Below are 12431 nucleotides of genomic sequence, written 5' to 3' on the forward strand. Positions count from 1 at the left end.
AATGAAAGTCAATAATAAATGATGTCCAAATTCATTCCAATTGAGGTATGACTAGGCTATTACTTACAGGCATGCTATACTTAAAACATGATGTAAATGAGAATAGTTTTCAAATCAACTATTAATTACATACAAATTCAAGAAGCAATGTAAGGAGGATTTTCAGAATGAGTCATCAAGTGGGGATAAATGCTGTCGAAGAAAATATTATCAATCGTAGAACGATTAAATCCTTTAAAAAAGAGTCGATTAGTCCTGAATTGATTATCGAGTTGCTAAATGTGGCAAAATGGGCTCCCAATCACAAGTTAACAGAGCCATGGAAATTTCAATTATATGTGGGTGAAGGAAAAGAAAAGTTTATCAATGCCTTCATTCGTTCACAGCCCCAAGTTGATGGCGGCATTTCGGAAAGAGTAAAGAAAAAAGCACAATATTTTCGGGATATTCCCGTGCATCTTGTAGTCATTATGCCCGAAGATCCCCGTCAAAGAAGGTGGGATGAAGATTATGGAGCTGTTTCAACACTTATTCAAAATTTTCAACTTGCAGCATGGGAAAGAGAAATTGGCATGATTTGGCGTACAAATGATTGGATTTACGATCCAATATTCAGGGAGGAGATTGGTGTAGCTCCTGGAGAGAAGGTAGTGGCAACATTGATGATTGGCTATCCTGAACACATACCTGCTGCTCGGGCACGTACTGATATTCGAGAGCTTCTAACGATTATAGATAAATAGGATTTGGCTAAGGGTTCGTAAACATAAGAAATAAAAGGCATTCAAGGATATACCCATGAATGCTTTTTGTCTACTTATTTTGAGAGGATATGTTGGACTCGTCCAATCTGCCCATCTATTAGCCTAACTTTGATTCCGTGTGGATGTGTTCCTGAGTTTGTTAGGATATCTTTAACGATTCCTTTTGTAAGCTTTCCAGTTCTTTGATCTGCCTTCAAAATAATTTCAACTGTTAACCCAGGTAATACATCTTTGCGATTTTTTCCGTTCATTAGCTGCCCATTTTTCTGCGGGTATTGCTTGGTTTTTTAGTTTGCTGACTTTTCATTTTTTTACCAGAAAGGTCGACATTTGATTTACCTTTACCAGCAGAAGCCTGGTTCTTTTTGTTTTCAAGTTGCATTTTCATTGCTTCTTGCAAGCTGATTTTCTTTTTTGGTGATTCAGATTGATTATTTTCAGTCATAAGTAATTCCTCCAATTGGAATAAGATAGTTAGTAGTATAATCTATTTTAATTATTTGTGAAAGAATAAAAAAGATTAAGCTTTCTTCCATTCCCCTATTTAATCACTTTTATTAAGATAGAACAAATTTGAAACCAATAATATGTTAAAATATAGGATACCTTTTCTCTTTGAATAACACAAGCAGTAATCTTCTTTAAACCAACCAGCCTAATTTTTGAATTGTATTGTATATATTGAGAATTAAGTTAAGGAGAGAGAAGCATGAATTTAGAAATGATTTTTGGAAATTTCCCAGTATTGGAATCTTCAAAACTAGTATTAGACAAAATTGAAGAAACACATTTACAAGAACTATTTACGATCTATGACAACGAGAAAGTATTTGAATACTGTGGGATTATTCCCAAACATAATGTACAAACAGTAAGGAAGATGATTGGTCATTTTGAAAGGGACTTTCATAAAAAAAGTAGGGTAAAGTGGGGCATCTTTCAGAAGATCCAAAGGAATCAATTGGTGGGGATTATCGAATCTATGGACTTTAGCCAGAAGGTGAACATGGTATCTATCGGATACTTTTTGGCGGAAGACTATTGGGGGAAGGGTATTGCAACTGAATCTGTTCGTATGCTAGTTAAATTTTTATTTGAAGAAGTGAATGTTAATAGGATTCAAGCAGAGGTCATGCCAGCTAATGAGGTCTCAAAGAAAGTCCTCTTAAAAAATGGTTTTATGAAAGAAGGGTTATTAAGACAAGCTCATTCATGGTCGGGGAAAGGAGTGATAGATTTAGAAATTTATAGCATCCTAAAAGAGGACTACATAGACTTTACATTTTGAATATAGAGGTGTAGAATTTCTATATACCTAATAAATCTAGGTAGGTGAAAAGGATGTTTAATCGTGAATTGGTCAAAGGAAGCACATCGCTTTTACTACTTCAGTTGCTGGAAGAACGGGATATGTACGGATATGAGCTAGTAAAGGAACTGGAAAAACGAAGCGGCAATGAATTTTCTGTTAAGGAAGGCACACTGTATCCAGCTCTTCATAAACTTGAGAAGCAGGAATACATCGAGTGCTACTGGCAGGAGCAGGAGAAGGGACCAGCTAGGAAGTATTATCGAATAACTGACGCCGGGAAAGAAATGCTACTTGAAAAAACCCGAGAATGGAACGACTTTGTTTCAGTAATGAACAAGTTAATAGGGAGAAAAAAGCATGGAACGGCTGAAGAATGAGTTTTTAGCTGAGTTAGCGCAAGGTCTTTGTAATCATCCTGATAAAGAATCAATATTGAATGAATATGATGCTCATCTGGATGAACTTCTTGTTGGACTATATAAACTGCAAAATGAATCAGAGGTTCGAGAACAAGTCTATTTAAAATTCGGAACACCAAAAGAAATTGCTGATATGTGGAGAGAAGAGCTTTCTGTTACACCAAGCAAGATGAAATGGCTGTTCATAGCAGTCAATCTATGTTTATTTGCTGGGGGAGCGATTCTCACCTTAGCACATAATCTTCTTGATTGGCGCTGGCTCACAAATTTATGGATTCAATTGACTTCATTTCCGATTATTATCGCACTGATTTACTTATTCTTTTGGGCATTGCTTGGTTATGAAATTGGCAGGGGATTTGGACATAAGGGTAGAAAGATAATGAAGGGGACCTTCTTTTTAGCGTTAATGCCAAATATGGTACTGATGATACTAACAGTATTCCGAGTCATTCCACATGAATGGTTTAGTCCATTATTAACAGAAACCTTCATTGTAATCTGCATCCTATTCACTGCTCTTTTGTACCCTATTTGTCTAATTAGTTATAGATGGGGAAAAAAAGCTTCAGTATAAGCTTTTTTTTAATTACATACATAGAATTTCTATATACATAGAATAACAATATGAATGAGGAGGTATTTATAATGGAATTGAAAATAGAAAAGAAAGACGGGCTCTTTTTCTTATTGTGTTTATTAGCAGGGATTCTTGCTGAAGAGGCATTTTTTCGGGAGCAAATAGGTGTCTCTTACTTTGTTTTCATCGCAGTATTTTATACAATCTTTTTCTGGAGGTTTCGTTCTTATTCGTTCTCACATCAGCGGGTCGGTTATCTTGTATTAATTTCTATATGGCTACTTGCAGCAGGCTATTATTTAAATGATACAGAGCTTTTTTATGCATTAAATCTTCTTGTTATTCCGTCACTCGTTATTTTTCATCTAGCATTAATCACTTCACCGAAAAAAATGGGATGGAATAATCTATTGTTTATTTTGTACACGATTTTAAGACTTGGACAAGGAATTCGCTATGTTGGCAATTTCATAAGCTATATTGCAAATAAGTTAAAGGGATCAAGCAATCCTAAGCATTTCGATGTTTGGAAAAAGGTTCTAATAGGTGTTGTAATTTCTATTCCATTCTTATTTGTAGTACTTAATCTGCTAATTTCAGCTGATGCACAATTTGAAAAGTTATTAAACAACATCCCACATTTGTTTAGTTTACGGGCGGAAAATATCATTCGTGTTTTCATTATTCTTCTTTATACATTTGGATTCTTTGGATTTATGCAGGTTCTTTTGGAGAAGAATATTCAAATTGTACAAAAAGAGGGCAGCCTAAAGTCATTTCAAATGGATGGCATCATTACTTTAACTGTGCTGCTGCTTCTGGATTTAGTCTATATCTTATTTGTTGTAGTCCAGTTTAGGTATTTCTTTAGTGGTACTCTTGATGATGGTTTTACATATGCAGAATATGCACGTAGAGGATTTTTTGAACTGCTTTTTGTTACACTAATTAACTTGTCCGTAACAATGGGTGTTATTCAGATGACAAATAGTGTTCAAGGCGTAATGAATAAAACGATTCGTTTGGCGCTAACTGTTCTCGTTTTATCCAGTGGGGTTCTGCTAATCTCCGCATATATGCGAATGTCGATGTATGAGGATGCTTATGGATTTACGATTACAAGAGTTCTCGTCCATTCGTTTATGATTTTTCTAATGATCATCTTTGCCTATACACTTGTGAAAATCTGGCTTGATAAGCTTTCTTTGTTTCATTTTTACTTCATTTCCTCTCTTATTTATTATGTTGGAATGAATATCGTCAATTTCGATCAGGTTGTCGTTGATCGTAATATTGTGCGTTATGAGGCAACAGGGAAAATTGATATCCACTATTTAAACAGCTTATCATCTACAGGAGTTCTTGGATTAATCGAGCTTTATGAAAAAAATCCGGATGTACCAGGGCTTGAAGCATTATTAAAACAGCGAAAAGCAGAACGGCAAAATCTAAAATTCGATACATGGCAGTCGCAAAATCTTGTCAGAGATAAAGCTTATAAAAAGTTGGGGAAGTTAGAATTATAATAGATTTTCAGTTCAACTGAATCCATTTTGACTATTTATATCAAAATGGATTCTTTTTATTGTCGCCCAATTATCTAGCCCGTACATCTCTATTAAATAAGTAATAAAGGAACCTGCATGAGTGTAGCTAATCCATTGTACTACGTAATCTTGATACTCCAGTAAGGGAGGATTATACTAGAAAAAAATGAAAAAGGAGGAAAATCCAATCTAAATATTGAATAAATAGGAATTATCATTAGTGAATGGTTGGACTCTTTTAAAATACTATGATAATAAATTATAAAGAGGTGTTTACATGAGGTATGTTATTACTTTTTTTATCAGTTTACTATGTTTTTTAACGCTTTATTTTTTTCAGATCGACAATATTTTTATAATCGGGTTAGTCATTATCTTAATCTTAGCAGCTGTTATGTTTCCGATGCTAAAGGCTCTTTTTTGGGAGACAAATATTGAAAAGATTGAAAGGTTTCTTTTAAAAAATAAAAAGAATCCTAATTTTTATATTGTCTATGCAATGGCGAATGAAAATGATGAGGATGTTAAAAATTTAACGGAAAAGCTATTACAAAAATATCCGCAAAAGTCACGTCAAGCTCTGCTTAAGACTGGAGAAGCACTATATTTTAAAAATATCACAGCTGCAAAATCTGAGGTCGATCATATTAAGCCGCTTTCCCATCGTTTATATTATCAAGCAATTATATTAATAGAAGATGGGGATATGGAGGGAGCAGATGAAGTAATTGAAAAAATCACAACAAAATGGATGGAAAATGCCTTATTAGCTGAACGTGAAAAGAAGCTTAACAATTTATCAAATGCTAAAAAGTATGCGAAAAAGGCAAAGCAACATTCAAAAGGAGTACAAAGATATTTGCTACATAAAACGTATGAACGTGAATTTGACCTATAAAAAAATAGATTTGTCTTAGTCATTATCTTTGTTAACTGAGCAGGTATGAACCCCAACCATAAAAAAGGCAGGATTTCTCCTGCCTTTTTGCTTACTCTTTTATCTTCTTGTCCCTTACCTCTAATACATCTAACAGGAATACAAACACTGGAATTCCAACGATTAACCCCCAAACACCAAAGAAGTGTTCACCAAAGATTAATACAATAAATGTGTAAAAAACAGGTAAATCTGTTTTGGCAGACATTAATTTTGGATTAAGGATGTATGCTTCAATTGCATGGATAATCATGACTACTATAAGGATATAGATGACTTGGATGAAGCCGCCAAGAGTATAGGCAATTGTACAAAGTGGAATGAGTGAAATGATCACACCCGCAACAGGTATTAATCCTAATAAAAAGATTAGGATGGATAATCCCATTAATTGAGGGAAATCCATGATCCATAACGCTAATGTTGTCAACCCACAATTGACTAGTGCAATAATGAACTGAGCTTCAATTACTTTACCGAATGTGAGAACAAACTTTTTCGCAAAGAATTCAATTTCATTGTAAAAAGGAGCAATTTTACTATTTTTAAATTTCGAAGTAAATTCAATTAACCTTGGTTTCTCTAACAAGAAAAACAAACTTAGTATGAGGGAAAGCATCACTTGAATAGCAATATTACTTACTCCACTAAAGTACTTAAGTAAAAATGTAAATCCTTGCTCTAAGTATTTTGAGATTTGGTTTGTTTCAATAAAACTCATGACATAATTAATAATGATATTTTCATGCTGCTGTGTATAGAATACCGTAATCTGTGTTATTAATTGGGAGATCTCGGAAATGATAATTGGCAAATATTTGCTAATTCCAATCGTTAACAGCCCGATAATGGCCAAATATACAATGAGAACGGTTAATTTTCGATTTAACTTAATCTTCCTAGTAATGAGGTTTACTAAACGATTGAGTAGAAATGAAAAAATAAATGTAATGAGAATTAAATTAATCATACTTCTAAGTAAGTATAGAACGAATAATAAAATTCCAAAAATAATAAACCTTTTAATCGCACTTTTTTGAAATAAAGATTGAACCGTCTCCATTAATGTCTAATTCCTCCAATATACAGTAGCGGATGGCTACTCTTCTTATCTTCTATTTTAGTCTATTTGTTAAGATAATCATAATGATTTCATTTAAAAACAGATACTTTTTCACATTCACTTCAAGTATATTCCATGATTTAATTTAAATGATGAAACTTTCCTAAATTTGGAACGTAAAAGTATATGATTTAGAGAATTTTTTAAAGGGAGACATGGAATGAGTAAAATAAAGGAATTAATTAGTTGGAAATTCTTATTATTTATTGCGATCTCTATTATTCTTACAAATACCCCGATTATAGGGAATTACTTCCGCGTGATTAATACAGTCATTCATGAATCTGGCCATGCAATCGTTGCTCTTTTTGGGGGAAAGGTGCATGAAATTTCCCTTTTTATGAATACTGAAGGCGTCACTTACACCAGTCATTCATCCTGGTTTGGCGGCTTCTTCACAGGGGCAGCAGGCTATATATTTTCTTCTCTTATTGCTTTCTTGTCCTTTTATTTTATAAGCAGGAAGAAATACAAATGGTTAATTATCATCCTTTTATTATTTATTGGTTTTAATCTCGTCTTTTGGGTTAGAAATTTCTACGGAATTTTTTGGCTTATTACGTTTGGGGCTGCTTTTATTTTTCTCTTATATAAAGGTACAGCTTCAATAGTTGAGCATTTCTTACTTATGATTGCAAGTATTCTATTGGTGGAATCTATTACGTCATCATTTACAATCTTTCTTCTAAGCTTTACACAGCCTTATGCAGCAGGGGATGCAACAGGACTTGCTCAGGCTACACATATTATCCCAGCACAATTTTGGGGAATTTTCTTTTTAAGTCAAGCGATTGCATTTGCAGCAGCTGGATTTAAAATTGGGAGCTATCGAATTAGCAAGTAAAAATTTTGATTTAGACAAGAATGTAATGGGACTTACATTCTTGTCTTTTTTTAATAAAAACCTGACTGTTCTAATTGGAATATGGTATTATTACGTTTGAATGTTTGTTCTATGTTTTTTCGATTTTTTTCGATGAATTCAAACATACATAAAATGATTGAAGGAGATAAAAATGACAGATCATACAATAATTCGTTTTGAACAAGTGACTAAGCAATATGATAATGACCCTGCAGTTTTGAATGAAGTTAGCTTTGAAATTGAAAGAGGGAAATTCTACACACTTTTAGGCCCCTCTGGCTGTGGAAAAACAACGGTTCTTAGATTAATTGCTGGATTTATTGAGCCGTCCAAAGGAAAGATCTTTATTAATGGAAAAGTAGTTAATAATGTTCCTGCGAATAAGCGTCAAGTAAATACAGTATTTCAGGATTATGCTTTGTTTCCTCATTTAAATGTATATGAAAATGTTGCATTTGGCTTGAGAATCAAAAAACTTAAAAACAATGAGATTGATCAAAAAGTGAAGGAAGCCTTACGATTTGTCAATCTTGAAGGATATGAAAAAAGAGAAATAAAAGAAATGTCAGGTGGACAGCGTCAACGTGTAGCGATTGCACGCGCTATTGTTAATGAACCAGAGGTTATATTATTAGATGAACCTTTATCCGCTCTAGATTTGAAGCTGCGTACTGAAATGCAGTATGAGTTACGGGAGCTGCAGCGCAGATTAGGGATTACATTTATTTTTGTTACCCATGATCAAGAAGAGGCGCTTGCGATGTCGGATGAAATCTTTGTCCTCAATAACGGGAATATCGAACAAAGTGGGACGCCAACAGATATTTATGATGAGCCAATTAACCGTTTTGTTGCCGACTTTATCGGTGAATCGAATATTGTCCCAGGCGTTATGCTGAAGGATTTCTCCGTGCAATTTGCTGGCAAAACATTTGAATGTGTGGATGGTGGGTTCGATCCAAATGAAGCAGTTGAAATTGTCATTCGACCTGAGGATTTAGAAATCACGAAGCCGGAAAATGGAAAACTGCGAGTGCATGTGGATTCCCAATTATTCCGCGGGGTTCACTATGAGATTAGTTGTAACGACCAGGATGGAAATGAATGGCTTGTACATTCCACAAGGAAGGCAATCGTTGGTGAGGAAATTGGATTGACTTTTGATCCTGAAGCGATTCATGTTATGAGGCATGGTGAGACAGAAGAAGAATTCGACAAACGATTAGAAGCATATGAAGAGGGAAGCTATGAAAAGTAAGTCACGGAATCTCTATCTCATTCCATATGTCATTTGGATCGCACTTTTTGTTGTCACGCCTATTCTGCTCGTACTATATTATTCATTTTTTGATATTGATGGACAATTTACAATTGAGAACTATAAGAAGTTTTTTACACCTGTTTATTTGAAAATGACATTTAGTTCTTTTTGGTATGCTTTTTTAATTACATTATTCACATTATTAGTGGCTTACCCAACAGCGTTTTTGCTTACGAAAACAAAGCATAAGCAGCTTTTGCTATTATTAATCATCCTGCCATCTTGGATTAATTTGCTGTTAAAGGCATATGCTTTCATTGGTATTTTTGGTACATATGGAGCTGCAAATAGCTTTCTTGAAGTCATTGGAATTGGAACAAAGCAGATCTTATTCACAGATTTCAGCTTTATCTTTGTTTCTGTGTATATTTTCTTACCATTTATGATTTTGCCTATTTTTAACGCTTTAGATGAAATGAATCCTTCACTTGTTGATGCATCCAACGATCTTGGCGCCTCAAAATGGACAACATTTAAACGTGTGATTTTTCCACTGACAATTGATGGGGTTAAATCAGGGTGTCAAATTGTTTTCATCCCTGCCTTATCGCTATTCATGCTTACAAGATTAATTGCTGGAAATCGAGTGATCACGCTTGGCACTGCCATTGAACAGCATTTCTTAGTCACGCAAGACTGGGGAATGGGGGCAACCATCGCTGTCTTTTTGATTATCGCTATGGTATTAATTATGGTTCTCACTGGAAGAAGAAAGCGGGGGATCTTATGAAGAAATTATCTAAGCTTTCTATCGTTTATTTAGTAATAATGTTTTTCATCTTGTATGCCCCGATCCTATATTTAATGTTTTATTCCTTTAATAGTGGGGGAACGATGTACCGTTTCGAGGGCTTTACACTTGATTGGTATAAGGAACTATTCGGGGATTCAAGACTTCTAATAATCGTATTAAATACAATTATTATCGCACTGCTGTCAGCAGCTATTTCAACTATTCTTGGCGTTGCAGGTGCTTTAGCTATCTATTATGCAAGAAGACGACGAGTGAAGAATACATTACTTTCTTTAAATAATGTTCTTATTGTCAGCCCAGACGTTATTATTGGTGCATCCTTTCTAATTTTGTTTACGATGGTTGGCATTAAGTTAGGCTTTATTTCTGTATTACTTGCACATATCGCTTTTAGTGTACCAATTGTTGTAATTATGGTTCTGCCTAAAATTGAAGAAATGAGTACGTCCATGATTTATGCCGCTTTGGATTTAGGTGCAAGCAGATGGGATGTTTTGACAAAGGTCGTACTTCCATATATAACACCTGGCATTTTTGCGGGATTCTTCATGGCATTAACGTATTCATTAGATGATTTTGCTGTTACCTTCTTTGTAACAGGGAATGGATTTACTACCTTATCTGTAGAAATTTATTCACTTGCTAGAAGAGGTGTTTCATTAAATATAAATGCTCTTTCCACATTGTTATTTGTTTTTACGATGCTCTTAGTAGTCGGGTATTACTTCATTACTAAACGTAATAGCAAACCGAATGGAATGGGGGCTAGACAATGAAACAGCTCATTCGTGCATTAGCGGCTGTATTAATCGTATCATTCATATTAATATTTATTGTCTATCGATTAAATTCTGCACAGGGATATACAAGTGGGAATACACTGACCATTTTTAACTGGGGCGATTATATCGATGAGGACCTGATTAAACAATTCGAGGAAGAAACGGGAATAAAGGTTATTTACGAGACCTTTGATTCAAATGAGGCCATGCTGACGAAAATAGAGCAAGGCGGTACTGCCTACGATATTGCCGTTCCTTCCGAATATATTATAGATAAAATGATCCAAGAAGACTTGCTTCTTCCAATTGATCATTCGAAGCTGCCTAATATTCAATATCTTGATTCCCGATTTTTAGATTTGCCGTTTGATCATGAAAACAAATATTCAATTCCTTATTTCTGGGGAACGGTAGGAATATTGTACAACACGAAATTACTTGGAGATCGAGAATTAACAAGCTGGAATGATCTTTGGGACCCTGAGTTCAAAAATCAAATTTTACTTGTTGATAGTGCACGCGAAGTTTTGGGAATGTCACTAAATAGCTTAGGCTATTCGTTGAATGATCAGAACAAAGACCACCTGCAAGAAGCCAAGAAAAAGATCGATGCGTTAACGCCAAATATTAAGGCAATTGTTGGGGATGAAAATCGCTTATTATTGCAAAATGAAGAAGCGGCAATAGGGCTTGTCTGGTCTGGAACTGCACAGGAAATAATGTGGGAAAATGAAAATGTGGAATACGTAATTCCAGAAGAAGGATCGAATTTATGGTTTGATAATATGGTCATTCCAAAAACAGCGAAAAATGTCGAAGCGGCACATCTTTTCATTAATTTTATGCTCGATCCAGAAGTAGCTGCACAAAATACGGATTATGTCGGCTACTCAACACCAAATAAAGAAGCACTTAACTACATGGATGAAGAAGTAGTCAATGACGAACGTTTTTATCCGGATGAAGAAATGACTTCAAAGCTTGAAGTTTATGAAAACTTAGGAAAAAGAATGCTCGCTCATTATAATGATCTTTTCCTTGAATTTAAAATGCATACCAAGTAATCAAAAAAACTGACTGGCGAAAAAGCTAGTCAGTTTTTTTGTGCCAAGTTTATCATATTCCTCTAGGACTGTGGAGAAATTAATGAAAAAAGGAGTGGTGAAATGAAACAATTGCTTGGCTTATTTGTTCTATTTATCTCTTTCAACCAGCCAGTATTTGCAGAGGCACCGATTATGAAAAGGGAGCTGGCCATAGTCATAGACGATCTTGGGAACCATATGGAAGGAACAGAAGAAATATTAGAGCTGCCTATTACCTTAACTGCAGCGATTATGCCCTTTATGCCAAGTACGAAAGCAGATGCGGAACTGGCAAACCGAAATGGGCATGATGTGATTGTTCATTTGCCAATGGAGCCGAAGAAAGGAAAGAAGAGCTGGCTCGGACCAGGAGCAATTACAACTGATTTAAGTGATGAAGAAATACGAAAACGAGTTGTCGCTGCTATCAAAGATGTCCCACATGCGATCGGTATGAATCATCATATGGGCTCAAAAGCTACAGAGGATGAAAGAGTGATGAGGATTGTCTTAGAAGTGTGCAAAGAATATGGATTTTTTTATTTAGATAGCAAAACAACAGGAAAAAGTGTTGTAGGGAAAATTGCTAATCAATTAAATCTCCCTTATTTAGAAAATAATTTATTTTTTGATGATGTTTATACAACACGTCATGTAACGAAACAAGCAAATCTATTAGCTGGAAAGCTGAACAAAAGTGATCAATTGATAGCAATCGGACATGTGGGTGTTTCTGGCCCAATTATGGTGAGTGTATTGCATGCATACATTCCAGTTTATAAAAATAAAGCAGAACTCGTACCACTATCCAAGCTAATCCCAGGGTATGAGTTACTTGATGAAGGAATATAAAAAACATTATCATAAAGAACAAATGCGCAAGCGCCTTGGTCATCGCCGTACAAACTGGAAGGGCCGCGACTGAGATAAAGGAAACACGGT

At 34.9% G+C, this 12431-nt stretch carries 15 protein-coding genes; 12 read left to right on the plus strand and 3 right to left on the minus strand.

The window, feature by feature from the left end; genetic code table 11:
* Positions 1 to 167: 167 nt before the first annotated feature.
* Complete coding sequence (locus ACFYKT_RS00095; RefSeq protein WP_389213654.1) at positions 168 to 743, plus strand: nitroreductase family protein; 576 nt, start codon at positions 168 to 170, stop codon at positions 741 to 743.
* A gap of 74 nt (positions 744 to 817) precedes the next feature.
* Here the strand turns inward: ACFYKT_RS00095 and ACFYKT_RS00100 are convergent, their stop codons facing one another.
* Positions 818 to 1015 (minus strand): YwbE family protein, encoded by a 198-nt coding sequence (locus tag ACFYKT_RS00100; RefSeq protein ID WP_389213657.1) that lies wholly within the window; start codon positions 1013 to 1015, stop codon positions 818 to 820.
* Positions 1015 to 1209 carry a hypothetical protein gene (locus ACFYKT_RS00105; protein ID WP_389213660.1) on the minus strand — a complete coding sequence of 65 codons (195 nt, stop codon included), beginning with the start codon at positions 1207 to 1209 and terminating at the stop codon, positions 1015 to 1017. The genes ACFYKT_RS00100 and ACFYKT_RS00105 overlap by 1 nt, the downstream gene beginning before the upstream one ends.
* A 264-nt stretch (positions 1210 to 1473) precedes the next feature.
* Here ACFYKT_RS00105 and ACFYKT_RS00110 point away from each other — a divergent pair, with 264 nt between their 5' ends.
* From ACFYKT_RS00110 to ACFYKT_RS00130, 5 genes are all read left to right on the plus strand, one after another.
* Positions 1474 to 2052, plus strand: a complete 579-nt coding sequence (locus tag ACFYKT_RS00110; RefSeq protein WP_389213663.1) for a GNAT family N-acetyltransferase — start codon at positions 1474 to 1476, stop codon at positions 2050 to 2052.
* Positions 2053 to 2105: 53 nt separating this feature from the next.
* Positions 2106 to 2453 carry a PadR family transcriptional regulator gene (locus ACFYKT_RS00115; protein ID WP_389213666.1) on the plus strand — a complete coding sequence of 116 codons (348 nt, stop codon included), beginning with the start codon at positions 2106 to 2108 and terminating at the stop codon, positions 2451 to 2453.
* Complete coding sequence (locus ACFYKT_RS00120; protein ID WP_389213668.1) at positions 2434 to 3072, plus strand: HAAS signaling domain-containing protein; 639 nt, start codon at positions 2434 to 2436, stop codon at positions 3070 to 3072. Before ACFYKT_RS00115 ends, ACFYKT_RS00120 begins: the two co-directional genes overlap by 20 nt.
* 71 nt (positions 3073 to 3143) lie before the next feature.
* On the plus strand, positions 3144 to 4601 hold the full coding sequence (locus ACFYKT_RS00125; RefSeq protein WP_389213670.1) for a DUF4153 domain-containing protein: 1458 nt from the start codon (positions 3144 to 3146) through the stop codon (positions 4599 to 4601).
* A gap of 298 nt (positions 4602 to 4899) precedes the next feature.
* On the plus strand, positions 4900 to 5520 hold the full coding sequence (locus ACFYKT_RS00130; protein ID WP_389213673.1) for a hypothetical protein: 621 nt from the start codon (positions 4900 to 4902) through the stop codon (positions 5518 to 5520).
* Between the two features lie 91 nt (positions 5521 to 5611).
* Here the strand turns inward: ACFYKT_RS00130 and ACFYKT_RS00135 are convergent, their stop codons facing one another.
* Complete coding sequence (locus ACFYKT_RS00135; RefSeq protein WP_389213676.1) at positions 5612 to 6622, minus strand: AI-2E family transporter; 1011 nt, start codon at positions 6620 to 6622, stop codon at positions 5612 to 5614.
* Positions 6623 to 6842: 220 nt separating this feature from the next.
* Between ACFYKT_RS00135 and ACFYKT_RS00140 the strand changes: the two genes are divergently transcribed.
* From ACFYKT_RS00140 to ACFYKT_RS00165, 6 genes are all read left to right on the plus strand, one after another.
* Positions 6843 to 7526, plus strand: a complete 684-nt coding sequence (locus ACFYKT_RS00140) for a M50 family metallopeptidase (RefSeq protein WP_389213679.1) — start codon at positions 6843 to 6845, stop codon at positions 7524 to 7526.
* A gap of 172 nt (positions 7527 to 7698) precedes the next feature.
* A complete protein-coding gene (locus ACFYKT_RS00145) occupies positions 7699 to 8805 on the plus strand; it encodes an ABC transporter ATP-binding protein (protein WP_389213682.1) in 1107 nt (368 codons plus the stop codon).
* Complete coding sequence (locus tag ACFYKT_RS00150) at positions 8795 to 9598, plus strand: ABC transporter permease (protein ID WP_389213685.1); 804 nt, start codon at positions 8795 to 8797, stop codon at positions 9596 to 9598. The genes ACFYKT_RS00145 and ACFYKT_RS00150 overlap by 11 nt, the downstream gene beginning before the upstream one ends.
* Entirely contained in the window at positions 9595 to 10398 is an 804-nt protein-coding gene (locus ACFYKT_RS00155; protein ID WP_389213687.1) for an ABC transporter permease, read from the plus strand. The genes ACFYKT_RS00150 and ACFYKT_RS00155 overlap by 4 nt, the downstream gene beginning before the upstream one ends.
* Positions 10395 to 11468, plus strand: a complete 1074-nt coding sequence (locus ACFYKT_RS00160; RefSeq protein WP_389213690.1) for an ABC transporter substrate-binding protein — start codon at positions 10395 to 10397, stop codon at positions 11466 to 11468. The genes ACFYKT_RS00155 and ACFYKT_RS00160 overlap by 4 nt, the downstream gene beginning before the upstream one ends.
* A gap of 102 nt (positions 11469 to 11570) precedes the next feature.
* Entirely contained in the window at positions 11571 to 12341 is a 771-nt protein-coding gene (locus ACFYKT_RS00165; RefSeq protein ID WP_389213693.1) for a divergent polysaccharide deacetylase family protein, read from the plus strand.
* Positions 12342 to 12431: the final 90 nt, after the last annotated feature.

The organism is Cytobacillus mangrovibacter, from assembly GCF_042865275.1.
GTDB lineage: Bacteria > Bacillota > Bacilli > Bacillales > Cytobacillaceae > Cytobacillus > Cytobacillus mangrovibacter.